We start from the raw sequence: 24918 nt of genomic DNA, 5'->3' as shown, positions 1-24918 counted from the left end.
CCCTCTTTATGTTTAATTGTTTAATTTTTTACGTTTTATGCAAACAGGTGTAGTAAAATTTTTTAACGAAAGTAAAGGTTACGGATTTATCGTTGAGGACGATACCAACCGGGACATCTTCGTCCACATTACCGGCCTGAATGGACTAACGATTCGCGAGAAAGACCGGGTGCAGTTTGACGTGGTTGACGGCAAAAAAGGATTAAACGCCGTGAAAGTGAAAAAAATCGACCAGGATTAGTACGCCTACAGCGTCTGTTCAGACCAGGCAAACCCCGCCCGGACGCCAGGTGGGGTTTTTGAGTTTTGGCCGCTCTACTGACCCGTCCAGCCTTTCACGTCATCCAGAGCGGGTAGTTTGGTCTCCATTTTTAATTTCTTACGAACGCCCCCCAAATCATTGAAAAGCTTATTGGGGTTGGCCGTCCGCAATTGCTCAACGGTCAGAAACCCCAGCTTCTGCACTGCCGGAACCCACTCGGCGGGCACACCGGCGGCCACGAAATCACTTTCGTCTGACTGCTCCAGTTTCTTTTCGGGCCGCATCTGCGGAAAAAACAGCACATCCTGAATCGAAGGCTGGTTGGTCATAATCATCGTTAGGCGGTCGATGCCCAGACCAACGCCTGCCGTGGGCGGCATGCCGTATTCGAGCGCCCGCAGAAAATCCTCGTCCAGGGCCATTGCTTCCTCATCGCCCCGTTCGGCTAAACGCAACTGTTCCTCAAACCGCTCGCGCTGGTCGAGGGGGTCGTTTAATTCAGAATAGGCGTTAGCAATTTCTTTCCCGTTGCAGATAGCCTCGAACCGCTCCACCAGACCCGGTTTGCTGCGGTGCTTCTTCGTCAGGGGCGACATCTCGACGGGATAATCGGTGATGAACGTCGGCTGAATCAGGTTAGGTTCGCAGGCATCACCGAACAATTCGTCAATCAATTTCGACTTGCCCATCGTGCTGTCCACGCGGATGCCCCGGCTTTGGGCCACCTGCCGAAGTGCCGTTTCGTCCATCGCCGACACATCGACGCCGGTATATTCCTGAATGGCTTCGAACATGGTGAGCCGCTTCCAGGGGCGTTTGAAATCAATTACATTCTGGCCAACGGTCACCTGGGTAGTTCCGGCCACGTCTAACGCAACCTTTTCGACCATCTCCTCGATGGTGTCCATCATCCAGAGGTAATCTTTATAGGCCACGTAAAATTCGACCTGCGTAAATTCGGGATTGTGGGTGCGGTCCATACCCTCGTTTCGGAAGTCTTTGGCAAACTCGAACACGCCATCGTAGCCACCCACAATCAGCCGTTTCAGGTATAACTCGTTGGCAATCCGCATATAGAGCGTCATGTCGAGCGAGTTGTGGTGCGTGCGGAAAGGCCGGGCAGCCGCCCCCCCATGAATGGGCTGCAAAATAGGAGTTTCAACCTCCAGATACCCTTTCTGGCTTAAAAACTGCCGGATCGAGTTAACTAATTTCGTGCGCTTCACGAACACATCGCGCACCTGCGGGTTCACAATCAGGTCGACATACCGTTGGCGGTAGCGTTGTTCGGGGTCGGTGAAGGCATCATAGATTTCGGTTTCGCCTTGCTCGTTTACCACCTCTTTCACAACCGGCAACGGGCGCAGTGCCTTATTCAGAATCGTGAATTCTTTCACGTAGACGGACAGTTCGCCGGTTTTGGTGGAGAACACGTGGCCGCGTACCCCAAGGATGTCGCCAATATCCAGCAATTTTTTGAAGACCGTGTTGTACAGCGTTTTATCCTCACCGGGGCAAATATCATCGCGCCGGAAGTAGAGCTGCAGCCGTCCCGTAGAATCCTGTATTTCCGCAAAGGATGCACTGCCACTAATGCGAATAATCATCAGCCGTCCGGCGAGTTGAACATTGCCCCAGCGTTCGTCGCCGGAGAGGTCCATTTCGGGTTCAAGGCTGGTGTCTTTTGTCTGAAAAGCCGCCCGAATGTCGGCGATGGTTGTGGTTACATCAAACAGGGCAGCGGGGTAGGGGTCGATCCCCATCTGCATTAATTCGGCACGCTTTAGACGGCGGTTTATCTCTTGTTCACTCAGCACCATGTCAGTTAGCTAATCGGTCGGTTGACCGGTATTTAAGGCCGCAAAAATAACGAAAAGGATTGGCCTTTACCCCATCAGGGCACATACGTTTCCAGCACGGTCATGTCGCCATCGGGCACGAGCGTAACCGTATTTATCGAGGCTGGAATCAGCACGCACTGCCCCATTTTCAGGGGTAGGTTGTAGCCGCCTTCCGTTTCAATGGTGAGCGCACCGGCCACACAAATCAGAATCACAAAGGAGTCGATATGAGTGTAGTCGTGCTGGACTTCCTGGCTGAAATTCAGCACGTTTGTCACAAAATAGTCGCTCGTAACGGCGTTGACGCTCTCATTCTGTTTGCGCTCGAACTGTGTTTTATACTGGTCATAGTGCTGGTAGTCAATGGCATCGACGGCCAGGTCGGTGTGGAGTTCGCGTTTCTGACCAGTGGTAGCATCGACCCGGTCGAAGTCGTAAATGCGATAGGTCGTATCAGAGGTTTGCTGAATTTCGGCCAGCAGCAGCCCTTTGCCGATGTAGTGAACGCGTCCGGCGGGCAGAAAAAAGACATCGCCGGGCTGGGCCGACTCGATGTTGAGCAGGTCCTGAATCGTGTTGTTAGCGACAGCACTGACATACTCGTCTTTTGTCACTTCCCGATTGAAACCCGAATTGAGTTTCGCGCCCTCGTCGGCCTGCATAATGTACCACATCTCGGTTTTTCCAAAACCACTGCCCCGTTGTTTGGCCAGTTCGTCGTTGGGGTGAACCTGAATGGAGAGGTCGTCGTTGGCGTCGATGAATTTGACCAGCAGTGGGAATCGGTTGCCGTATTGGGCATACACATGCTCACCTACTAACTTATCTTTATACTGTTCAACCAATTCATGCAGTGTTTTTCCCTGCAAACTACCTTCCCGCACCACCGACACGTTTCCGTCTACATCCGAAACTTCCCAGGTTTCGCCACAATTGGGCAGGGGCGCGAAGTCTTTCTCCAGAATGGTTTTGATTTTCTGTCCACCCCAAATCTTATCTTTAAAAATGGTCTCAAATGTTAGCGGATACAGCATGATGAGTATATAATGGCTAATGAGTAGTTATTGAAAACTGACCGGCAAAATACAGCATTTGTTGCTTGGACAGGTAAGGATATTTTAAAAATAGAACGCTGATTTTTATGATTACTATGACTTGCGCTGATAAAAATCATAACGCTCATACTAACCCAGGCTCCCCGTTTTTATACGAATAACAAAATAAATTAATAAAATTCTACCAATTTATTTGCTATTTAAACGATTAAGCTTACTTTTGGGCATCCAGGTTGAAGGTAAGTTCTAAAGAAGCCATACCCATGTATTATAGCCGTTTTCAGGTTTTATGGGCAAGCAAAAAGTATCAATAAAAGATATAGCCCAGCAGGCAGGTGTTTCTACGGCTTTGGTGTCGTATGTGCTCAATGGGAAGGAAAAAGAGAGCCGGGTAGGGCAGGAGATTGCCATTAAAATCAGGAAGATAGCCAGCGAACTGAATTATCAGCCAAGCTATTTGGCTAAGAGCTTACGGAGTGGTAAAACCCATACGATAGGCTTACTAATCGCCGATATTGCCAATCCCTTTTTCGCGAATATCGCCCGGATTGTTGAAGACGAAGCCAAGAAACACGGATATACGGTCATTATTGGGAGTTCGGATGAGACCGCCGATAAATCACAGGATTTAATTGACGTATTCCTGAACCGGCAGGTCGATGGATTAATCATTGTATCGGCCGAAAATTCGGAAGAACAGATTCACTACCTGAAAGAGAAAAATACCGCGTTTGTTCTATTAGACAGGCATTTCCCGGAAATAGAAACCGATTTTGTGTCGCTGAATAACTACCTGGCTTCCTATGAAGCTGGTTCGCATCTGGTAGCGAATGGCTATGAACAGATTGGTCTGATTGCGTATAAATCCGGGCTTTTTCATATGCAGGAGCGGATACGGGGCTACAGAAACGCACTTCAGGCGCATGGCATCGGGTTTCGGCCCGAGTGGTTATGCGAAGTTGGGTTTGAGTCAATTGAGCAGGAAGTTAAGGAAGGAATCGATGCGATGCTGGCGTCGGATGCGCCGGTCGATGCACTGATTTTTGCCACGTATCGGATTGCCATCAGCGGTCTGAAATACATTAATCAGTTAGAGCTTAACGTGCCCAATGACCTCGCCATTGTCAGTTTTGGTCAGGCCGAAGCGTTCGACCTCTACTACTGCCCGATAACCTACTTAGAACAACCCATGGATGATTTGGGGAAAACAGCCGTTAAAGTGCTTGTTAATAAACTAAAAAACCCGCAGGAAGCTCCTGAACAAGTGCTGATGGAAGCCAAACTAATTGCCCGGAATTCTTCGGGGCGAAAAATCAGGATACCTGAATAAACCATTTTTTATGCGGTTGCTTAATCGTTTAAACGAGACTAACTTCCTTCCTCTATTTTAACCTAATCCTATGCAACGAAGAAGTTTTCTAAAGTCTGCAACGCTCTGCTCAACGGCGGTTATGACGGGGTTCCCGCTTCTGGATGCATTGGCCGCTCCCCCCAAACTGAAGATTACCAAAATCCGGTATTACGCGGCACCCGGCTATACCAAACCGCTCTTCAATCAGGCGCGGGGCATTGTTGAAATCGAAACCGATGGCGGCATTATTGGCATTGGCGAAGGTGGCTCGAAAGACATGATTGAGCAGTTGGCCCAGATGATGATTGGCGAAAATCCGTTCCGCGTCGAGCACATCTGGCAGAATCTGTACCGGGGTATGTTTTACCCGCCGGGCCGCGAAAAACTCCACGCGCAGGGCGCACTGGATATGGCCCTGTGGGACATTAAAGGCAAAGCCCTGGGCGTACCCGTCTATGAATTGCTGGGCGGAGCCACCCGCGACTACATCGAATGTTATGCCACGGGTTTTCGCGCGTCGAAGGCCAAAACGGAAGAAGAACGCGCCAGAGACTGCATCGAAGCCGGGTTGCGGGCCTACCGCATCGGGCCAACGGGCGGCAACGGGGCCGACCCGTTCGACTTCTATGACAATGCCAAAAAAACCATCGACTTCTGCAAACGCATCGACGCGGCTGTGGGCGGGGGCGGCAAATGGGCTGTTGACCTGCACACGCGCTTCGATACCACCGAAGGCATCAAAATCTGCAAAGCACTGGAAAGTCTGGAGCCGTATTTCGTCGAAGATATTGTCCGCTCCGAAAACCCGGACGTCTACAAAACTGTGCGGCAGATGACCAGCGTGCCCATTGCCGTTGGCGAACAATTTGGCGACCGCTGGGACAGCAATACTTTCATTGAGCAGCACCTGATTGATTACACCCGGTTTACGATTCCGAACACGGGCGGCATCTCCGAATTTAAAAAACTGGCGTCCATGTGCGAAACGCACTATGTGGGCATGATTCCGCATTTCACGGGGCCGCTGTCGACTGCAACACTGGTACATGTATTAGGCTCCAGCAGCCCCACGCGCTGCCTGATGGAATTAGGCGGGGGTGAACCCGAACGGCCACCTTACTTCAACGAGGATTTTGTCAATTTCAAAAATGGCAAACTCTACCTGAACCCTGAGCCGGGTTTGGGCGTGAAGTTCGACCCGAAGAAGGCCACCTTCATCATGGAGGTTAAAGAAAATACCAAGTTCCCGCACCCGATTCTGAAAGCGCCCGATGGGTCGATTCACAATTGGTGATGGCTACCGTCTGAACTACCCCCAACCCCCTGAAGGGGGCTTAATCAACGAGTGAACAAAGCCCCCTTCAGGGGGTTGGGGGTAGTTCAGACGGTAGCTTACAAGTTTCTTTTATCGAGTCTCCTTTTTTAACTATTCCTTAAACCATGAAAAAACCTGTAAAACTACTTGTGCTGTGGCTGCTGCTTTGTCAGGGCTATGGCTTTGCACAGAACAGAGTGACTGGTAAAGTCACCGGTGCTAATGACCAGGGTCTGCCTGGCGTGAACGTGGTGGTGGGCGGGACGTCGGTGGGTACGGCGACCGATGCGTCGGGGAACTATTCCATTAACGTACAGCCGAATGCGTCGCTGGTTTTTTCGTACATCAGCTACGTCAGCCAGACGATTCCGGTCAACAATCGCTCCATCATCAATGTGCAGTTGGCAGAAGACGCGAAAATTCTCGACGAATATGTTATAACGGCCCTCGGCATTAAGCGGGAAGCCAAAACGCTGGGCTATGCAACAGCTACAGTCAATGCCGACCAGATTTCCACCAACCGCACGCCCAATTTTGTGAGTGGACTCCAGGGAAAAATGGCCGGGGTGAACATCACCACGATGGGAACGGGACCCGCCGGAACAGCCAAGATTCGGATTCGCGGGCAGTCGTCGTTTTCGGGGCAGAACAACCCGCTGATTGTGGTGAACGGGGTGCCCATCGACAACTCCAACTATTCGCTCGGTGGCGATTTTGGCACGCGTGCCGCGAATAGTTCCGACGGGGGCGATGGACTGAGCAGCATCAACCCCGACGATATTGAAACCATGACGGTGCTGAAAGGAGCTACGGCAGCCGCCCTGTATGGCTCACGCGCCAAAGACGGTGTGGTGATGATTACCACCAAAAGCCGGGGGGCGGGCAAAGGGTTTGGCGTTACCTACAACACCAATTTTACCACCGATACGCCACTGGATTTCACTGATTTTCAGTACGAGTACGGGCAGGGTGAAGGCGGGAAACGGCCAACCACGGCTTTTCCAAGTTCAGGTGTGTGGAGTTTTGGTGAGAAGTTTCAGCCGGGCATGACGCAAATCCTGTTCGACAATAAGACCTATCCCTATGAGCCGGTTTTCAACCGGGTGAAGCAGTTCTACCGCGTGGGTACCAACTTTACCAATACCGTAACCGTAGCGAACAACGGGGATACCGGTGGGTTCAGCCTTTCGTTCAGCAACACCGACAACAAGGGGATTATGGAGAACAACACCTTCAACCGCAAGGTGATTAACCTCGGCTTCACCCAGAACATCACCCCCAAACTGACCGCCAGCGGAAATATCAACTATTCGAAAGAGAATAACATCAACCCCCCCCAGTTGAATACCCAGGATTTTTCGGTGTCGACGGTGATTTTCACACTGGCCAATTCCATGCCATTTGATGCCCTGCGGGACAATCAGACCCTGCCCAATGGCGATGAATTTTCGTTTGCGCGCTTTCTGGTCCGGAACAACCCGTACTATTCGATGAACCGGCACTTCGAGAACATCAACCGCGACCGTGTGTTTGGCAACATCGCCCTCAAATACCAGTTCACCGACTGGCTGTATGTGCAGGGACGAATTGCCCAGGACTATTACGTCCGTAATCAGGACTACAACATTCCCAACGGCTACGCACCCATTGCCCGCGCTCCGGTTGGCTTCGTAAACGGGTCTTACACCCAGGATGTACGCCAGAATACCGAGCGGAATCTCGACCTCATTCTGGGGGCGAACAAAACGTTCGGGAAGATTGGCGTGGACATAACTCTGGGCGGAAATACGCGCTATGCCCGCAATGATTACAACAGCGTGACGGTACAGGATTTCGTGACGCCGGGGCTATACACGGTTGCCAATGGCCGGATTAAAAACCCGATATACGCCCTGTCGGAGAAGAAAATCAACTCTGTGTTCGGGGCCGCTACGCTGTCGTACCGGGATTACCTGTTCCTGAACGTAACGGCCCGCAACGACTGGTTCTCGACGCTGGCCCCGGCCAATAACAGCATCCTGTATCCGTCTGTCACAGGCAGTTTCGTGTTCTCGCAGGCGTTTGAGGGCCTGCCCGCCTGGCTGTCGTTTGGCAAGTTGCGGGCCGCCTACGCGCAGGTGGGGTCGGATAACGTAGCGCCGTATTCCAATGCGCTCTACTACTCGGTCGACAACAATTCGTTTCCCACTCCGTCGGGACAGCTCGTGCCGTTGGGGGGCATCAACGCGTCGGTAGTGCCGAACAAAAACCTGCGCCCACTCCGCATTCAGGAAGCCGAGGTTGGCGTGGAGTTGAAGCTCTTTCAAAACAGGATAGGCTTTGATTTTACGTATTATCACAAAACGACTGAAGACCAGATTCTGGCCGCCCAGATTTCCGATGCTTCGTCCTATACCAGCAAGCTCATCAACGTAGGCCGGAGTATGAACCAGGGCCTGGAGATGCTGCTGACGTTTTCGCCCGTGACGACGAATGCGTTTCGGTGGGATGTCAGCGCCAACGTGTCCTATAATACCTCGAAGGTGCTGCAGTTAGGCTTGTCGCCGAATGATACCGTCATTGCGGTGAGCAGCGGTGGAGGCCGAAACCTGCATCAGGTGGTTGGCAAGCCCATCGGGCAATTGTACACCTTCACCTACCTGCGGGATGCCCAGGGGCGGCAGGTGTTCGACCCCAACAGTGGCCTACCGCTGCGTAACAACAACTTAGTGAACGTGGGGAACGCGCTGCCCACCTACTTCGGCGGCATCACCAACACATTCACGTTCCGGGGCATCTCGCTGTCGGCCCTGATTGATTTCAAGTTAGGCCACAAACTGATTGCTGGCCGTAACATCAATTACATGCGCCACGGCCTGTCGAAACGAACGCTGCCGGGTCGCGATGTGGGCTACGTGATTGGGAACGGGGTCAATCCGAACGGCGAAATCAACCAGACGAAATCAGCGGTGCAGCCCTTCTATGAATCCATCAACCCGCTGGCTATCAATGAGGATTTTGTGAACAATGCCGGCTTCTGGAAATTGCGGCAACTGTCGATAGGCTACGATTTTGGCAAACTGCTTCCCCAGCGTTTTTTCATCAAAGGGTTGAAACTGAATGCCGTAGCGAACAACGTGCTGATTATCAAGAAATGGACCGAAAACATGGACCCCGAAGAAGCCTTAGTGTCGTCGGATAATGCCGTGGGGCTGGACTTCTGGCCGGGGCTGCCGCCTACCCGCAGCATTGGATTTAATTTGAACGCTCGATTTTAAATCAAGTTTGTAGTTTGTGGTGAGTAGTTTGTAGTTGGCTGACGCATACGTTGCTTTCGCACGGTCGGAATGCCGCATCACCGCCGTTGCGGTCAGCCAACTACAAACTACTCACCACAAACCGTAAACCGTAAACTATAATCTCATGAAAACAAATCTGAAATATACCCTCTCCTTACTCCTCTCTCTAAGCCTGCTTTCGGGCTGTGATGATGGCTTTGAGGAACTGAATATCAACAAGGTAGACCCCACGTTTCTGGCCCCGTCGCTGATTCTGAACAAGGCGATTGTGAGTACCACCTACCTGGATGGGGGGTCTACGCTGGGAATGCTGACCTATAATTTTGGGATTGTACAGCAGATTATCACGCCCTACGGCAGTTCGCTGTCGGGTGGAAATTACGACCAGGTCAACGGAGGTAATACGCCCTTAGTCTGGGTTAATTTCTACCGCAACGTGATAAAACAGTTAATCGCCGTACTGAACCAAACTAAGGGCGACCCGCTGCAAATCAACACCTATAACGCGGCCCGCATCTGGAAAGCCTATTCGTTCATGATTCTGACTGATACGTATGGGGATATTCCTTATTTTGAAGCGGGGCAGGGCTACACGACCGAGATTATCACACCTAAATACGATGCCCAGCAGGCGATTTATAAGGACATTCTGAAGGAATTGGAAGAGGCTTCGGCTGCGCTGACCACCACACAGGCCGCCGTAACGACCGATATTCTGTACGGGGGCGATGTAGCCAAGTGGAAAAAGCTGGGCTATTCACTCATGCTGCGGGCCGCCATGCGCCACACAAAAGTTGACCCGGCTACGGCAGAAGCCTACGTGAAAAAAGCCGTGGCGGGTGGGGTGTTCGCGTCCAACGCCGATAACTCAATTATCCGGCATACGGCCATTTACAACAACTACATTGCCAACCACTTAGCTGCCCGCGAAAAAACCAATTTTTACCTCGCAGCTCCTTTTGTAGATTACCTCAAAGCGAACAACGACCCACGTCTGCCAATCTTCGCCGTGCGGTATGTGGGGGCTAAGGGCGGACCGGAACAAACGTCCGCACGGGCTACCTCCGACCCGAAAGTGCAGATTGGGATGCCGATGGGCTATAACGACGTAACAATTGCCCAAACCTTCCCGCAAACCGGCGTGGTCAGCCTGTGGGATTATTCGCAGGTAAATCTGAGTACGGTGCTGGCGTTGGACGCGCCCGAATTCCACGTTACCCACGCGCAAACGCAACTCCTGCTGGCCGAAGCCGCCGTTCGCGGCTGGGTGACCGGTACGGCGGCCGACTATTACGCGAAGGGCATCCGGGCCAACTTAGAGCAGATGGCGTCGTATGGTCCAGCAGCGGTTCTACCCGAAGCGAGTATCAAAGCGTATTTAGATACACACCCGCTGGATGCCAGCAAGGCGCTGGAACAGATTAACACGCAGTATTGGGTGGCTACATTCTTAGATGGCAACGAGTCGTTCGCCAATTTCCGGCGCAGCGGCTTTCCCGCGCTGAAGAAAAACCCCTATCCCGGCTCCGAAGTTAAGGGTGACTTCATCCGACGCCTGCCATATCCCGACAGTGAGATTACGGTTAATTCGGGGATGTTGAACGAAGCCATCACCCGACAGGGGCCTAACACGCTGGATACGCGGGTTTGGTGGGATAAGAAATTATAATCGTGGTGGTGTCGGGTTTGTTGTCGTGGTGTCGGGTTCTCGTCGTGATGTCGGGTTCTCAAACCCGACACCTTGCGTCAACGATTAGTGTCGGGTTTGAGAACCCGACATCACGACACCACGACACACAACTATCATCTATAAGAAACACAGCTATAATCTCTTAACCAGTTACAAATTCTCTCATGCAAACACCCGACCTCAATCGTCGCGATACGTTAAAAATGCTGGGCTTCGGCTCCTCCGCCGGTGTGCTTGGCTTATTTGGCGGCATTTCCACCGCCGAAGCCCGCGAACAGCAGGGAACGCCCCAATATGCGGTTGGAATGGCACCCGTCAAAATCAAAAGCGTAAAGGCCATTGCGACGGCCCCGCAAGGCTCCAACCTGATTGTCGTAAAAGTTGAAACCACCGAGCCGGGTCTGTACGGCTTAGGCTGCGCGACGTTCACCCAACGGGCTGCTGTCGTGGTGGTGGCGATTAATACGTACCTGAATGAGTTCTGCGTCGGCAAGGATGTTGACCAGATTGAAGACATGTGGCAGGGTGCGTATGTCAGTTCATACTGGCGCAATGGCCCTGTGCTCAACAACGCCCTGAGCGGGCTCGACCAGGCGCTGTGGGACATCAAAGGCAAGCGGGCCAATATGCCCGTGTATCAACTGCTTGGCGGAAAAGTGCGGTTTGCCATTCCGTGCTACACCCACGCGAGTGGCAACACGCCCGAAGCCGCTGCCGACAGTGTGAAGAAATTCATGGAGCAGGGCTTCAAATACATTCGCATTCAGCAGGGCGGTTACGGAGCCGTGGGCGCTACGTCCGACCAGCCCGATTTTAAAGCCGCTAATTTTGGGGGTGCCACCGACAACTACATGAATGAACGGTTATACCTGAAATCCGTGCCGAAGATGTTCGAGGTAGTCAGGAAGGCGTGTGGCGATGAAGTCGAGCTGCTCCACGACATTCACGAGCGGGTGCAGCCCATCGACGCCATCAACATGATTAAGCAGGTTGAAGAATACCGCCCGTTCTTCATCGAAGACCCCTTCTCGCCCGAAAACATGAAGTGGTTTGCGAATCTTCGGCAGGCTACGTCGGTGCCGATTGCGATGGGCGAACTGTTCAACAATATCAATGAGTTTAAGGAGCCGATGGTGAACCAGTGGTTCGACTTTATCCGCATTCACGTTTCGCAGATTGGCGGCATTTCCCCGGCCATGAAAGTGGCGCGGTTGGGCGAGTGGTTCAACATCCGCACCGCCTGGCACGGCCCCGGCGACGTATCGCCCGTCGGTCACGCGGCTCACGCCCACATCGACCTGGCCGTCTGGAATTTCGGTATTCAGGAAGCCGTACAGTTTTCCGATAAAATGAAGGAGGTATTCACTGGCTGCCCGACCATGAACAAAGGGTACATGTCAGTGAATGAGGTGCCAGGTTTGGGCGTCGATATCAACGAAAAAGAAGCAGCCAAATACCCCATCGGCACCAAATCGAACTGGCAGGTACGGAAAATGGACGGAACGCTGATTCGGCCGTAATTCATGTAGAGACGCAATACCTTGCGTCTCACTCGCGTCAGCAATACCATCCGGCGCAGGAGACGCAAGGTATTGCTGACGCGCAGGAGACGCAAGGTATTGCGTCTCTACATAAAAACCACAACCCCAAACCCCATGAAATCTCCCTTCAAGAAACCCATCTCCCGCCGTTCGGCCATCCAGTCGGTTTTGGGCGTTGTCGGTATGGGTACGATGGCCCTGCCTGAATCGTCGTATGCGGCCAATCCCGGTCAGTTTCGGGATTACAGCAAAGTGAAAATCACGAAGCTCGAAACGTTTTTGGTCAAGCCCCGCTGGATTTTTCTCAAAATTCATACCGACGTGGGCGTTTATGGCTTGGGCGAACCGCTGCTCGAAGGGCGTGCCCTCACCATCCAAACGGCCATCAAGGAAGTCGAGCCGTACCTGATTGGGAAAGACCCACGGGCGGTCGTGCATCACTGGCAGGCCATTTACCGCCACGCATTTTACCGGGGCGGCCCGATTCTGACGAGTGCCCTGAGTGGTATCGACCATGCGTTGTGGGACATTAAAGGCAAACTCCTGAACGTACCCGTGTACGAACTGCTGGGTGGCCCCACCCGCGACCGCGTTCGGGTGTACGGACGCGCCAGCAATGCCGAAGACATAAAGAAGCGAAAGGCCGAAGGGTACACGGTAATTAAAACCGGCATCGCCAAAAAGAACCCGGCCAACATTGTCGAAAACCCGAAATTTATTAAGTACGCAGCCGACAATTTTGCGTCGTTGCGTGAGGCCGGGGGCGACGACATGGACATCGCCATCGACTTTCACGGCGCCGTTTCGCCCCAGTTGGCCAAGGTGCTGATTAAAGAGTTAGAGCCGTATAAACCCATGTTTGTGGAGGAACCCTGCCAGGCGCAAAACGTCGACACAATGGTCGACATTGCGCGGGGCACGCACCTGCCCATTGCCACCGGTGAGCGGATTTTTACGAAATGGGGCTTCCGCGAAATCCTGGAGAAAGGGGCCGCCAGCATCATCCAGCCCGATTTGTGTCATGCGGGGGGCATCACCGAAGGTCGGCTCATTGCGGGCATGGCCGAAGCGTATTACGTACCCATTGCTCCGCATAATCCGATGGGACCAATCTCACTGGCGGTCGGGTTGAATTTAGCGGCCAGTATCCCGAATTTCTTAGTCCAGGAACAGGTCTCGCTGGGCGAAGGCTATTTAAAAAACCCGTTCAAACTCCAACCCGATGGCACGGTGCTGATTCCCAAAGGGCCGGGGCTGGGCGTTGAGTTGGACGAGGCACTGATGAAAGATAAAATCGGCCACGACTGGAAAAACCCCGAAACGTACAACGCACTGGATGGCTCGGTCGTGGATTGGTAACGATGGAAACAATAAGCTGGTTGCAAATACCCCCAACCCCTTAAAGGGGCTTTACTCACTCTTGGACAAAGCCCCCTTTAGGGGGTTGGGGGTATTTGTACGCATCGGCGAGAAAAATAACATAAAACCAATACAAGCCTTTGAAAACGACCATCCTCTTCATCAGTCTACTAGTATGTTTGTGCGGCATCACAAAACCCACCATTGACCCTCCGCAAATCGAACTGGCCAACGGCCAGGTTAAGCTCGCGCTGTACCTGCCCGATACCAGTCAGGGGTATTACCAGGGTACCCGGTTCGACTGGTCGGGGGCGTTCAAAAGCCTTGATTATAAGGGCCATAGATACGTAGACCAATGGTTTGAGAATTATAACCCAAAAACGCATGACGCCATCAACGGACCGGCGGAGGAGTTCATGCCAATAGACTTTAAGGAAGCAAAACCAGGCGAAACCTTTGTAAAAATTGGCGTTGGCGTCCTTCGGAAACCCGACGAGCAGGCGTACACATTTTCCAAACACTACGACATTGCCAATCATGGAAAATGGACGGTAAAAACGCATAAAGACCATGTCGGTTTTACGCACGAACTGACTGATGCAACAGGCTATGCGTACCGCTACACCAAAACCGTTCGACTTAGCAAAAACAAACCCGAACTAATTCTGGAACATAGCCTGAAAAATATGGGTCAAAAAATCATCGAAACGAGCGTGTATAACCACAACTTCTGGGTAATCGACAAGCAGCCCACCGGTCCGCAGATCGCTGTCCGGTTTCCGTTCGAGGTGAAAGGGGAAGGCAAAGGGTTCGGCACGGTTATTCAGCCAACGGGCAAAAACCTGCTGTATGCACGCGAACTGGAAAAGAAAGAGCAGGTGTACAGTGCCGGTTTGCAGGGATTTGGCCCAACGGCCAGCGACTACAACATCCGCATCGAAAACCTGAAAACCGGCGCTGGTGTGCGGGCCACCGGTGATCAGCCCTTAGAAAAATTAGTTTTCTGGGCCTGTGCCACCACCTCCTGCCCCGAACCTTACCTGCACTTGAAGGCAGCACCCGGACAGGAAGTACGGTGGAAAATAACGTATGACTTTTACGAAAAACCCACCCCATGAAAGTTGTTTTTATCCTGCTGCTGGTGTGTTCAACGTCAGTCGTTATGACGGGCCACCGCTCTTTATTTTCGCCCGGCAACGAGCCACCGGCTAATACCGACTGGCCCACGTATGGCGGTAATAAGGCCGGTAACCGCTACTCGCCCCTGACGCAGGTTAACAGGCAAAACGTAAAGGACCTGCAATTGGCCTGGACGTTCGATACCGGTGAAAATAAAAATCCCGACGAGCGCGGCATGGACATTCAATGCCAGCCCATTGTGGTCAATGGCGTACTGTACGGAACCACACCGCGCCTGAAACTCGTTGCCGTCAATGCCGCTACAGGGCAGCCACTCTGGAAATTTGACCCCTTCGCCGACCCGGCGAAAAAGCCGCGTTTTCATCCCATGCGCGGAGTTGTTTATTGGGAAGACGGCGACCGCAATGGCAAACCAGACAAACGAATTCTGTATTCAGTTGGCGCTACGTTATATGCTGTCGATGCCTTGACTGGCAAGCCGATCGACAGCTTTGGTCAACATGGCGAGGTCGATTTGCATGAAGGACTTGGCGATAAAAAAACGCTGGGCTATGATGTGGCCGACTTTTCCATCCGGGCTACCACGCCGGGCGTTATCTATAATGAGTATCTGATTATGGGGTCGAGCGTGTCAGAAGGGGGCGATGCCCTGCCGGGTAACATTCGGGCGTTTAACGTTCGCACGGGTAAACTGGCCTGGACGTTTCGAACCATTCCACTGCCGGGCGAGTATGGCTACGAAACCTGGGCGACCGATTCATACAAAAAACTCGGTGGAGCCAACTGCTGGGCTGGTATGGTTGTCGACGACAAGCGGGGCGTTGTCTATGCCGGAACGGGTTCGCCCTCGGTTGATTTTTATGGCGGTGCCCGTCCAGGTCAGAACCTCTTCGCCAATTGTCTGATTGCCCTCGATGCCAAGACGGGCAAGCGCATCTGGCATTTTCAAACTGTACACCACGACCTCTGGGACCGCGACCTGCCCTGTCCGCCTAATCTTATAACGGTTACGCACAAGGGTCCTGATGGCCAGCCCCGGCGAATTGACGCTGTCGCGCAGGTTACCAAAGATGGCTATGTGTTTGTGTTCGACCGGGATACGGGCAAGCCGCTGTTCCCGGTCAATGAAGTACCTGTGCCAGCATCACCTGCTTTACCCGGCGAACAGCCCTGGCCTACGCAACCCGTTCCGACCAAACCGGCTCCATTTTGCTTTCAGGAACTGACTGAAGCAACCATTACCAATCGAACCCCCGAAGCCCGTGCCTACGTGCTGGAGCGCTTTCGCAACAGCCGACAAGGCAGCAAATACATGCCGCCCAGCCAGGAAGGAACGTTATTTTATGGCTTTGGTGGCGGGGCCGAATGGGGAGGTGCTGCGGCCGATCCCGATGGCATTTTGTATGTAAATTCAAACAATATGCTTTGGTGGCTGAAGATGCGCGACAGTCGGGTACAACCCAGGGGGGGCGCAGCCCTGACGCGGGGTGCCAGTCTGTTTACTGCGAATTGCTCGGTATGTCATGCTATTGGTGGCAAAGAGAGTCCGGTAGCTAAAGGCAATCAGGCGTACCCCGACCTGACGAACGTTGGCAACCGGTTAACTAAAGAACAAATTAGCAGCCTGTTAGCTACGGGTCGGGGGCGGATGCCGTCGTTCAGTCATATCGCCACAGAAGACCGCGAGGCAATTGTTCATTTTTTGCTGAATACCGAAGCTAAAACGGCCACAACCACCCCTTCGGCTTCGGTCGATATTCATAGTTCGGAGGTAACAGGGGCGGTTTCCAACGAGAAACTCTTCCCGCATATACCACCCTTCCTGAACAATGGTAACACTCAGTTTCGTGATCAGGACGGCTACCCGGCTATTAAGCCGCCCTGGGGAACGCTGAATGCCATTGACCTGAACACGGGCGACTATGTATGGCAGGTAACGCTGGGTGAATACCCTGAATTAATGAAAAAAGGAGTTCCGCCGACGGGTACGGAGAATCACGGTGGTCCGGTAGTAACGGCAGGCGGTCTGGTATTCATTGCCGCCACGTATGATGAGAAACTGCGTGCTTTCGACCGCAAAACGGGTAAGGTCGTGTGGGCGTATAAACTGCCCGCCGGTGGTTTTGCTACGCCCATAACCTACATGGCTGGCGGTCGGCAATTTGTCGTACTGGCGGCCGGGGGAACCCGGTATGGCCTAAAGCCGGGCGGTTCATACGTTGCGTTTGCCTTACCGATCAGCCGAACCCCGACCCGCCGAAACTGAATGAATACCGTAGCTCTACATCCACCGGTGTCAACCAACAAATCAATGACAACGTATCTGCTATGCTGTGATTGGGGAACGTCGTTTCTGCGATTAAAACTGATGACTACATCTGATTGGCAATGCGTTGATGAAGTGCTTTCGCGGCAGGGAATCGCCGGTACGTTCGATGCCTGGAAAAAGACGGGTGAACAAAAGGGTATTACCAGAAATGAGTTTTTTCGCAGGCAGTTAAAAACGCCTATTGACCAGTTAGCCAACAACCTGTCGCTCAGTTTAGCGGGCGTTCCCGTCATTATTTCGGGCATGGCCTCGTCGTCGATCGGCATGGAGGAGATTCCGTATGCCGGTTTGCCGTTTGCCGTTGACGGAAGTCAGGCCAGCCTACGACGCCTTGATGCTCAGGCCGATTTTCCGCATGAACTTATCCTGATATCCGGCGTCAGCAGCGAACGGGATGTTATGCGCGGTGAAGAAACACAGCTCATTGGCTTAATGGCGTTGCTCACGCAATCGGGCGATAAACCAGCCGAGGCCGTTTGTGTTTTTCCAGGTACTCATTCCAAGCATATGTACGTTCAGGATGGGCAGCTAATCAACATAGAAACCTACATGACCGGTGAACTGTTTGACCTTCTGGCAAGTCAGAGTATTTTAAAAGATTCTGTTGATCTCAGAGGTTTATCGGATATGTCAGATGCGGCCATTCAGGCATTTAAGCTGGGTGTCGGTCAGGTGAAATTCTGCACTATTCTAAACAGTTTATTTGCGGTCAGAACCAATCAGCTTTTCGATAAATTAACTAAAAAACAGAATGCTTTCTATTTAAGTGGTTTATTGATCGGTACCGAGCTAAATCCACTTATCGAACAAGAGAAATGGCCGATTATTTTATGCAGCGGAAGCCGGTTGGCTGCTTTTTATAAAATGGCCATTGACGAGCTGCATCTGACACCGCGAACGACCATAATTTCTGCCGACTTAATTGATAAAACGGCTGGTGTTGGGCAACTTATATTGTTCCAGAATCAGGCAATAAAAGAAGCTGTCAGATGAGTCAAACTACCTTTTCGTGGGCCTTATTCGCGAAGGCGCCAATTGTCGGTATCATCCGAAATCTTCCGGTCGACGATGTCATTCAGATTTTGCCGGTTTACCGGGAAGCGGGCCTGACGACCATCGAAATAACCATGAATACCCCTGGCGCCGAAACCATTATCCATTATGCGCTGGAACATCATCAGGAAGGGTTAAACATTGGGGCCGGAACGGTTTGTACAAAAGACGATTTAAACAAAGCCCTTTCGGCGGGTGCACAGTTCATTGTTACGCCCATCGTCAGCAAAAAAGTGATTAAGAAATGCGTAAAGCGAGGCATTCCTATTTTTCCCGGCGCCTTCACCCCCTCGGAAATTTATCAGGCGTGGGCATTGGGGGCATCAATGGTTAAAGTATTTCCAACAACGGCATTGGGCCCGAATTATATTAACGATGTAAAAGCGCCACTGAATCAGCTAAAACTCCTGCCCACCGGTGGCATTACGCTAACAAACATGCAGGATTTTCTGAATGCCGGTGCCGATGGACTGGGCATTGGCAGCCAGCTTTTTAATAAAGAATTGATCGATAAAAAAGACTGGTCAGGCTTGAAAAAACACTTTCAGAAATTCGTGCAGAAACTGCCTGCATAAGGCTATCTATGTATTTGACTAAATTTTTGTCATTCCGATGAAAGGAGAGATGTAACTAAATTTAGCATGATAACCCCCTCAAAAAACCTAAAACCTGTCATAACTTCGAGCAGTAAGAACTACCGATGGGTGATTGTCGGGCTACTGTTTACGGCAACGACCATCAACTACCTCGATCGGCAGATAATTGGCTTGCTGAAACCAATTCTGGAGGTTGAATTTAGCTGGTCGGAGACCGACTTTGCCCGAATTGTGATAGCATTTACAGCGGCTTATGCGGCTGGGTTACTGCTCTTCGGCTGGTTCATCGACAAAGTCGGTACGAAAGTGGGCTACTCTGTCACAATTGTGTTCTGGAGTGTGGCCGGAATGCTTCATGCCTTCGCCCGAAGTGCCGTAGGGTTCGGTATCGCCCGCGTTGGATTAGGCTTAGGTGAAGCCGGAAACTACCCGGCGGCTGTGAAGACCGTAGCCGAGTGGTTTCCGCAAAAAGAACGGGCGTTGGCAACGGGCCTTTTCAATGCTGGCACGAGCGTTGGCGTTGTGGTCGCTCTGCTCATCGTTCCCTGGATTTTAAGCCATTACGGCTGGCAGGAGGTCTTCTGGATTACGGGGGTGCTGGGGTTCGTCTGGCTGCTGTTCTGGCTTATTTTTTACGAGGTTCCCGCCCGACAGAAACGGTTATCACCGGAGGAATACACCTACATCGTCAGTGGGCAGGAATCCGCAACCGATACTAAATTGCCCATTAAATGGATAAAGCTGTTTACACTGCCCCAAACCTGGGCGCTTATCACCGGCAAAGGCTTAATTGACCCGATTTACTGGTTTTTCCTGTTCTGGCTGCCTTCCTATTTTTCGTCTACCTTTAAGCTGGACCTGAAAAAACCAAGCCTGGAGTTGATGCTCATCTACGCAGCAACGACCATTGGCAGCATTGGCGGTGGCTATCTGTCATCCTGGCTGATAAAACGAGGCTGGCCCACGCTGAAAGCGCGCAAAACCGTGCTACTGGTGTTTGCCGTGACGGAATTGTCCATTATTCTGGCTCAGTTTGCAACCGATGTCTGGGTGGCTGTAGGACTGATTAGTCTGGCGGTAGCGGTGCATCAGGCGTGGGCTACGAACGTGTTTACTTTAGCCTCCGACCTGTTTCCGAAGCAGGCAGTCGGGTCGGCAGCGGGCATTGCGGGTATGGCCGGGGCGGCTGGCGGCATCTTTTTTCCGATGCTGGTCGGTAGTTTGCTGGATACCTACAAAGCGGCTGGAAATCTGGCGGGTGGGTATAATATTCTCTTCACTATCTGCGGCTTTACGTACCTGACGGCCTGGATAATTATCCACTTGCTGACGCGAAAAGCCAAAGCGGTGGACATCAGCCAGTTGATGTAAGCGTCAGACGGTTACTCTGCTTCCCGAACAGTTACACAAACGCCGGAAAGTCGTCCATAAACTGCACGTCGGCGGTATCGTGATTGATACAGCAGCAATAGTGCAGCATGCCGTTGGAAATGACTACGTAGGGTGCCCGATGCACATGGTTGTAGCGGGTAATCTGGTCAAAAACGCCTTGTGTCAACGCAATATGCGGGGCTTTGCACTCGACCACCAGAAACGGTTGCCCTTGCCGGTCAAAAACGACCACGTCGGTTCGTTTCTGGGTTTGATTCAGCGTTAAGCCTCCTTCGGTGCGGATGAGGGCTTTTGGGTAGGCATAATGCGTCAGCAGCAGGTTTACGATATGTTGACGAACCCACTCTTCTGGCGACAGCCGAACGTACTTCCGGCGAAGCAAATCGAAAATATATGGTTTCCCGTCTACTTGCTTAGTTTTGCAGTCGAAAGTGGGCAGGTTCAGTGCGTCCATGTTTCAAAGATAAAAGAGTGAAAGAGCGAAAGAGCGAAAGAGTGAAAAAATTCGCGGCAACTTTTCGCTCTTTCGCTCCGGTTCGGCGTTCCGATTCGCTCTTTCACTCTTTAGAAATATGAAAACCAAAGAAGAAATCGTTCAGAACTGGCTGCCACGCTATACGGGCACACCCATTGAGTTATTCGGTGAATATATTTTGCTGACTAATTTTATCAACTACGTTGAACTGTTCGCGCAGAAATTCGATGTGGAGATTTTTGGCATGGGGCGGGCTATGCAAACGGCAACTGCCAATAACATCACCATTATCAATTTCGGCATGGGCAGTGCGATGGCCGCTACCGTTATGGATTTGCTGACGGCAATTGACCCCAAAGCGGTGTTGTTTCTGGGCAAATGCGGTGGGCTGAAAAAAACGCAGCTTGGCGATTTAATTCTGCCCATTGCCGCTATCCGGGGCGAAGGGACCAGCAATGACTACATGCGACCCGAAATTCCGGCTTTGCCCTCGTTCCGGTTGCAGCGGGCGGTATCATCCACAATCAAAAAATACGAACTGGACTACTGGACCGGCACCGTGTACACCACCAACCGGCGCATCTGGGAGCACGACGAAGCCTTTAAAGATTACCTGCGCGAAATCAGGACAATGGCTATCGACATGGAAACCGCTACCATTTTTACCGTCGGCTTTGTCAACTCCATTCCGCACGGGGCCTTGTTATTAGTATCTGACAATCCATTAGTGCCCGAAGGCGTCAAAACCGAAGAGAGCGACAAGCGCGTAACGGGCCAGTTTGTCAATGTTCATTTAGACATCGGCATCGACGCCCTGCTCGAACTCGAATCCTCCGGCGATTCGGTGAAGCATCTGAAGTTTGAATAGCAGTTATAAAGCGTTTAAAATAAACGTGTAACCAGTATATGTGCTTTATGACACCTAACCGCAGACTTGACCAATTAGAGCCATTGTTGGCTGACTCGCTTCAAAAGATTGACCGGCTCATTGAAGGGCAGGACCAGATTTTAGACGTAGCCACCCGTGCCGACCAAAAAGCGGATACGACCGCGAAAGGATTAGCCAACCTGACCATTAGCTTTAATGAGTTTAAGCAGGAAGTACGTGATGGATTTGAGCAGGTCAATCAAAAATTTGACAGTGAAGTAGGTAATCTACGCCAGGAGATGAATCAACGGTTTGACCAACTTGTGACGCTTATTCAGGAGCGTCTAAAATAGATAAGGGCATCGACACCCTGTTCCTTCCCTAATTACAATAATCACTAATTACTTTATACGCCGGGTTATAGCCCAGTTCGCCCGCTTTGGAGAGGTCTAAACAACCACCGTTGTCGTCGCCGAGGCTGTGCTTGATGATGCCCCGGACATAGTACACTTCCGCATAACGGGGATTTAGTTTGGCCGCGCTGTTGCAGTCCATGATAGCGGCTTTCTGATCGCCCTGCGCCGATTTAATGAGTCCCCGGCAAAAATACGCTTCGGCATAGGTCGGGCTGAGTTCAATGGCTTTATTCAGATCAACAATGGCTCCCTTCTGGTCGCCCTGCTTGTTTTTGCTAACGCCCCGGCTGAAATAGGCTTCGGCCCGTTCGCTGCCTAATTCACTAATCTTGTTACGCTCCTGCACCACATTCCGGAGGTTGTCGAGCATGGCGTGATTGATGCGCCCCGTATACACGACCTTCGAGTCGACGTTGCCGTTGTTCAGTTCGATGGCCTGGTTAAAGTCCTGAACGGCAGCCCGCTGATCGCCGAGTTTGCTGCGGCAGAAACCCCGCCCGTAGTAGGCCCGGTAGTTGTCACCTTTCAGCGCAATGGCCCGGTCGTAGTCGGGCAGGGCGTTTTTATAATCATCCAATTTCCCTTTCGCGTATCCCCGATAAAAAAACGACTCGGCATCATCGGGGCTGAGTTCGATGGCTTTGTTGAGGTCGGTTACGGCCCCGGCAAAGTCGTTCAGTTCTACCTTCGACATGCCCCGCCCGGCATACGCCTGTGGCCGTTTCGGCGTTAGTTCGATCACTTTGGTGAAGTCGGTCAGGCTACCGGCAAAGTCCTCTAATTTTTGCTTTGTAACCCCCCGAACGTAATACGTCTGGGCATTGGCCGGTTCGAGTTCGATGGCTTTGGAAAAATCGGCCAGCGCCCCCCGGTGCTGATCGATGCGGCTGCGGCTAACACCCCGGTAATAATAGGCTTGTGGATCGTCGGGGTTGAGTTCGATGGAACGGCTGAAATCGAGCAGTGCCCCCCGGTGGTCTTCCTGTTTGCTTTTGCTGACACCCCGGCTCAGGTAAGCCAGCGCATCTTTTCCATTCAGGTCGATGGCTTTATCATAGTCAAGAATGGCCCCCCGGTGATCCTTCAGGTTGGCTTTGGCTACCCCCCGGTTGTAATAACTCGCGGAGTTATCGGGATTCATCGTAATGGCCATGCTGAAGGCCTGCAGGGCACCCGTAAAATCATTTGCTTTACTTTTGGTGATGCCACTTTCAAAGAAGTCAACGGCGGTTTGTTGAGCAGTGGCCGGAAGGGTCAGGCTGGCGCATAAAAATAAAATAGCCAGCGGCAGTATATGTCGCTTCATATAGAGTAAGTCCAGAAGTTTTCGGGTGAGCAGGCGCTTATTAAGCGGGATAAAAGTAGGCGTTTGTTACCGGTTTGCCAAGCGTATAGGCAGGCAGGTGAGTGTCGGCAGTCAAGCATATTGATGACTGACGCAGACAATGTCAAAAATTCAGCGATTCAGGCTCCGTTAGACAACCAGTGTTAAGTGAATAGGTCATTTTGTCATTATACTTTTAACTAAATTACCTGAATTACTGACAAAATGGCACAATAACTTTCCTTTATTAGTTTGGTACAGGATTTGACCTAAGGATGTTGTGTTTGATAGTAAACAACCCAATTAAACCACCTTAAAATTATGGCAACCTTAGTTCGATACAACAACTTCCCAACCTTCTTCAATCCGCTTTTCGACCGTCCAGTCATCAATCGGTTCCACAATACCACGCCGAACGTACCGGCTGTTAATGTCAAAGAAACCGAAACAGCGTTCCTGCTTGAACTGGCTGCTCCTGGTCTGAAAAAAGAGGATTTGAAAATCAACATAGAAAACAATAAGCTGACGATTGGGTATCAGTCGGAAGTGAAGACCGAAGAAGCGACCGAAAAATACACCCGGCAGGAGTTTGGCTTCACTTCATTTGAGCGCAGTTTCCGCTTACCCAAAACGGTCAATGCCGACGCCATCAACGCTGCTTATACCGACGGTATCCTGAGCGTTGAATTGCCAAAAGTGGAGGTAAAAGAAGAGAAATTAGTGAAAGAAATTGCCGTTGCTTAACTATGGCAGGGAGCACGGCTTGCTGCTTTGCATCCTGAATCAGGCAGAAACAAAAAAGCCCGCGCCCATTGGTGCGGGCTTTTTTGCGGGGAGCGCGGAGTAAAGATACAATTTAGTCCCCATGCTCCCCGCTCCTTGCCCCCTGCTCTATACCAACAACCGCATAAAAGCATCAAGTTTACCGGCATCCAGATTCCCGCCCGTCCGCACGCCACTGCAAATGTCGAGACCAAACGGCTGCACGGTGTCGATGGCCTGCCGAACATTTTCGCTGGTAAGCCCCCCGGCCAGAAAGACGGGTACCCGCGCCTGAGTCACAATCTGACGGCTCACCTGCCAGTTATGTATCCGTCCCGTGCCACCCAGTTCTTTCACGGCCAGATTAGGGTTGCCCGAGTCGAGCAGCAGCGCATCGGCCCCATTGTCAACGGCCAGCAGGGCTTCATCAAGGTTCCGTTCATCAGTAACGTGAATGACCTGCACGACCTTTATACCGGGCAGTGCCTCATGCAGTTGAGCATAGGTTTCGGGCGGCACCGCATCCACAACCTGAATTGTGTTGGCGCCCACACGCCGTTGATGGGCCAGAATGTCGTTGGTAGTCAGTTCGCTCGTGAGCATAAAGGTAGCTACGGGTGGGGGCGTTGCCCGTACAATCCGGGCAGCCAGTTCATCGGCCACCACGCCGGGGCCGCTGGGCATTCGACCCACTAAACCAAGCGCATCGGCCCCAAGCTGAACAGCCAGTTTGGCTTCATCAAGACTACTGATGCAGCAAATTTTAATCCGCCTTCGGAACGCAGATTCCATTGTTTTCGGTTGATTGATTAAAGACCTTTACGTAGACGTATTCACACGGCGTCGACGCGAAGGCTGAAAAGACGCAAGT

General features: G+C 51.9%; 20 protein-coding genes. 15 read left to right on the top strand and 5 right to left on the bottom strand.

Features of this window, described 5'->3' with window-relative positions; translation table 11 throughout:
• Positions 1–37: 37 nt before the first annotated feature.
• Entirely contained in the window at positions 38–241 is a 204-nt protein-coding gene (locus ACYVI1_RS29775) for a cold-shock protein (RefSeq protein WP_460915136.1), read from the top strand.
• A 74-nt stretch (positions 242–315) separates the two neighbouring features.
• On the opposite strand, the gene lysS is transcribed toward ACYVI1_RS29775, so the two are convergent.
• Both lysS and ACYVI1_RS29765 read right to left on the bottom strand, forming a co-directional pair.
• Complete coding sequence (gene lysS, locus ACYVI1_RS29770; RefSeq protein WP_460915135.1) at positions 316–2082, bottom strand: lysine--tRNA ligase; 1767 nt, start codon at positions 2080–2082, stop codon at positions 316–318.
• 74 nt (positions 2083–2156) lie between these two features.
• Positions 2157–3137 carry a type I phosphomannose isomerase catalytic subunit gene (locus tag ACYVI1_RS29765; protein ID WP_460915133.1) on the bottom strand — a complete coding sequence of 327 codons (981 nt, stop codon included), beginning with the start codon at positions 3135–3137 and terminating at the stop codon, positions 2157–2159.
• 310 nt (positions 3138–3447) lie between these two features.
• Between ACYVI1_RS29765 and ACYVI1_RS29760 the strand changes: the two genes are divergently transcribed.
• The 11 genes from ACYVI1_RS29760 (at position 3448) to ACYVI1_RS29710 (ending at position 20181) form a co-directional block, all read left to right on the top strand.
• Positions 3448–4488, top strand: coding sequence for a LacI family DNA-binding transcriptional regulator (locus ACYVI1_RS29760; protein WP_460915131.1), 1041 nt, complete (start codon positions 3448–3450; stop codon positions 4486–4488).
• Positions 4489–4558: 70 nt separating this feature from the next.
• The gene (locus ACYVI1_RS29755) at positions 4559–5803 is read left to right on the top strand and encodes a mandelate racemase/muconate lactonizing enzyme family protein (RefSeq protein ID WP_460915129.1); all 1245 of its coding nucleotides are present in this window, start codon (positions 4559–4561) and stop codon (positions 5801–5803) included.
• Between the two features lie 146 nt (positions 5804–5949).
• On the top strand, positions 5950–9081 hold the full coding sequence (locus ACYVI1_RS29750) for a SusC/RagA family TonB-linked outer membrane protein (RefSeq protein ID WP_460915128.1): 3132 nt from the start codon (positions 5950–5952) through the stop codon (positions 9079–9081).
• Between the two features lie 145 nt (positions 9082–9226).
• Positions 9227–10771 (top strand): SusD/RagB family nutrient-binding outer membrane lipoprotein, encoded by a 1545-nt coding sequence (locus ACYVI1_RS29745; protein WP_460915127.1) that lies wholly within the window; start codon positions 9227–9229, stop codon positions 10769–10771.
• A gap of 185 nt (positions 10772–10956) precedes the next feature.
• Positions 10957–12312, top strand: a complete 1356-nt coding sequence (locus ACYVI1_RS29740) for an enolase C-terminal domain-like protein (protein ID WP_460915126.1) — start codon at positions 10957–10959, stop codon at positions 12310–12312.
• Positions 12313–12447: 135 nt separating this feature from the next.
• Positions 12448–13692: a galactonate dehydratase gene (gene dgoD, locus ACYVI1_RS29735; protein WP_460915125.1), complete on the top strand. Its 1245-nt coding sequence runs from the start codon at positions 12448–12450 to the stop codon at positions 13690–13692.
• 140 nt (positions 13693–13832) lie between these two features.
• On the top strand, positions 13833–14810 hold the full coding sequence (locus tag ACYVI1_RS29730; protein ID WP_460915124.1) for a hypothetical protein: 978 nt from the start codon (positions 13833–13835) through the stop codon (positions 14808–14810).
• A gap of 44 nt (positions 14811–14854) precedes the next feature.
• Positions 14855–17098 carry an outer membrane protein assembly factor BamB family protein gene (locus tag ACYVI1_RS29725; RefSeq protein WP_460915320.1) on the top strand — a complete coding sequence of 748 codons (2244 nt, stop codon included), beginning with the start codon at positions 14855–14857 and terminating at the stop codon, positions 17096–17098.
• Positions 17099–18154: a 2-dehydro-3-deoxygalactonokinase gene (locus ACYVI1_RS29720; RefSeq protein WP_460915122.1), complete on the top strand. Its 1056-nt coding sequence runs from the start codon at positions 17099–17101 to the stop codon at positions 18152–18154.
• On the top strand, positions 18151–18789 hold the full coding sequence (locus ACYVI1_RS29715; RefSeq protein WP_460915121.1) for a bifunctional 4-hydroxy-2-oxoglutarate aldolase/2-dehydro-3-deoxy-phosphogluconate aldolase: 639 nt from the start codon (positions 18151–18153) through the stop codon (positions 18787–18789). Before ACYVI1_RS29720 ends, ACYVI1_RS29715 begins: the two co-directional genes overlap by 4 nt.
• Positions 18790–18855: 66 nt before the next feature.
• Positions 18856–20181: an MFS transporter gene (locus ACYVI1_RS29710; RefSeq protein WP_460915120.1), complete on the top strand. Its 1326-nt coding sequence runs from the start codon at positions 18856–18858 to the stop codon at positions 20179–20181.
• A gap of 31 nt (positions 20182–20212) precedes the next feature.
• Here the strand turns inward: ACYVI1_RS29710 and ACYVI1_RS29705 are convergent, their stop codons facing one another.
• Positions 20213–20656, bottom strand: a complete 444-nt coding sequence (locus ACYVI1_RS29705) for a type I restriction enzyme HsdR N-terminal domain-containing protein (protein WP_460915119.1) — start codon at positions 20654–20656, stop codon at positions 20213–20215.
• A gap of 118 nt (positions 20657–20774) precedes the next feature.
• Between ACYVI1_RS29705 and ACYVI1_RS29700 the strand changes: the two genes are divergently transcribed.
• Both ACYVI1_RS29700 and ACYVI1_RS29695 read left to right on the top strand, forming a co-directional pair.
• Complete coding sequence (locus ACYVI1_RS29700) at positions 20775–21545, top strand: AMP nucleosidase (RefSeq protein WP_460915118.1); 771 nt, start codon at positions 20775–20777, stop codon at positions 21543–21545.
• A 47-nt stretch (positions 21546–21592) separates the two neighbouring features.
• Entirely contained in the window at positions 21593–21898 is a 306-nt protein-coding gene (locus ACYVI1_RS29695) for a hypothetical protein (RefSeq protein WP_460915117.1), read from the top strand.
• Between the two features lie 28 nt (positions 21899–21926).
• Here the strand turns inward: ACYVI1_RS29695 and ACYVI1_RS29690 are convergent, their stop codons facing one another.
• Positions 21927–23267 (bottom strand): tetratricopeptide repeat protein, encoded by a 1341-nt coding sequence (locus ACYVI1_RS29690; protein WP_460915116.1) that lies wholly within the window; start codon positions 23265–23267, stop codon positions 21927–21929.
• Positions 23268–23606: 339 nt separating this feature from the next.
• Here ACYVI1_RS29690 and ACYVI1_RS29685 point away from each other — a divergent pair, with 339 nt between their 5' ends.
• On the top strand, positions 23607–24029 hold the full coding sequence (locus ACYVI1_RS29685) for an Hsp20/alpha crystallin family protein (protein WP_460915114.1): 423 nt from the start codon (positions 23607–23609) through the stop codon (positions 24027–24029).
• A 147-nt stretch (positions 24030–24176) separates the two neighbouring features.
• Here the strand turns inward: ACYVI1_RS29685 and ACYVI1_RS29680 are convergent, their stop codons facing one another.
• Positions 24177–24839 (bottom strand): phosphoribosylanthranilate isomerase, encoded by a 663-nt coding sequence (locus ACYVI1_RS29680; RefSeq protein WP_460915113.1) that lies wholly within the window; start codon positions 24837–24839, stop codon positions 24177–24179.
• Between the last annotated feature and the right edge of the window lie 79 nt (positions 24840–24918).

This window comes from Spirosoma areae (assembly GCF_054781775.1).
Note: the sequence above shows the minus strand (reverse complement) of the source record. Positions and strands in the feature narration are given on the sequence as shown.

What these genes read in the sequence shown, in the direction of transcription:
- ACYVI1_RS29775 (WP_460915136.1), top strand. Translation starts at nt 38, where the DNA reads ATGCAAACAGGTGTAGTAAAATTTTTTAACGAAAGTAAAGGTTACGGA.
- lysS (WP_460915135.1), bottom strand. Translation starts at nt 2,082, where the DNA reads ATGGTGCTGAGTGAACAAGAGATAAACCGCCGTCTAAAGCGTGCCGAA.
- ACYVI1_RS29765 (WP_460915133.1), bottom strand. Translation starts at nt 3,137, where the DNA reads ATGCTGTATCCGCTAACATTTGAGACCATTTTTAAAGATAAGATTTGG.
- ACYVI1_RS29760 (WP_460915131.1), top strand. Translation starts at nt 3,448, where the DNA reads ATGGGCAAGCAAAAAGTATCAATAAAAGATATAGCCCAGCAGGCAGGT.
- ACYVI1_RS29755 (WP_460915129.1), top strand. Translation starts at nt 4,559, where the DNA reads ATGCAACGAAGAAGTTTTCTAAAGTCTGCAACGCTCTGCTCAACGGCG.
- ACYVI1_RS29750 (WP_460915128.1), top strand. Translation starts at nt 5,950, where the DNA reads ATGAAAAAACCTGTAAAACTACTTGTGCTGTGGCTGCTGCTTTGTCAG.
- ACYVI1_RS29745 (WP_460915127.1), top strand. Translation starts at nt 9,227, where the DNA reads ATGAAAACAAATCTGAAATATACCCTCTCCTTACTCCTCTCTCTAAGC.
- ACYVI1_RS29740 (WP_460915126.1), top strand. Translation starts at nt 10,957, where the DNA reads ATGCAAACACCCGACCTCAATCGTCGCGATACGTTAAAAATGCTGGGC.
- dgoD (WP_460915125.1), top strand. Translation starts at nt 12,448, where the DNA reads ATGAAATCTCCCTTCAAGAAACCCATCTCCCGCCGTTCGGCCATCCAG.
- ACYVI1_RS29725 (WP_460915320.1), top strand. Translation starts at nt 14,855, where the DNA reads ATGACGGGCCACCGCTCTTTATTTTCGCCCGGCAACGAGCCACCGGCT.
- ACYVI1_RS29720 (WP_460915122.1), top strand. Translation starts at nt 17,099, where the DNA reads ATGAATACCGTAGCTCTACATCCACCGGTGTCAACCAACAAATCAATG.
- ACYVI1_RS29715 (WP_460915121.1), top strand. Translation starts at nt 18,151, where the DNA reads ATGAGTCAAACTACCTTTTCGTGGGCCTTATTCGCGAAGGCGCCAATT.
- ACYVI1_RS29710 (WP_460915120.1), top strand. Translation starts at nt 18,856, where the DNA reads ATGATAACCCCCTCAAAAAACCTAAAACCTGTCATAACTTCGAGCAGT.
- ACYVI1_RS29705 (WP_460915119.1), bottom strand. Translation starts at nt 20,656, where the DNA reads ATGGACGCACTGAACCTGCCCACTTTCGACTGCAAAACTAAGCAAGTA.
- ACYVI1_RS29700 (WP_460915118.1), top strand. Translation starts at nt 20,775, where the DNA reads ATGAAAACCAAAGAAGAAATCGTTCAGAACTGGCTGCCACGCTATACG.
- ACYVI1_RS29695 (WP_460915117.1), top strand. Translation starts at nt 21,593, where the DNA reads ATGACACCTAACCGCAGACTTGACCAATTAGAGCCATTGTTGGCTGAC.
- ACYVI1_RS29690 (WP_460915116.1), bottom strand. Translation starts at nt 23,267, where the DNA reads ATGAAGCGACATATACTGCCGCTGGCTATTTTATTTTTATGCGCCAGC.
- ACYVI1_RS29685 (WP_460915114.1), top strand. Translation starts at nt 23,607, where the DNA reads ATGGCAACCTTAGTTCGATACAACAACTTCCCAACCTTCTTCAATCCG.
- ACYVI1_RS29680 (WP_460915113.1), bottom strand. Translation starts at nt 24,839, where the DNA reads ATGGAATCTGCGTTCCGAAGGCGGATTAAAATTTGCTGCATCAGTAGT.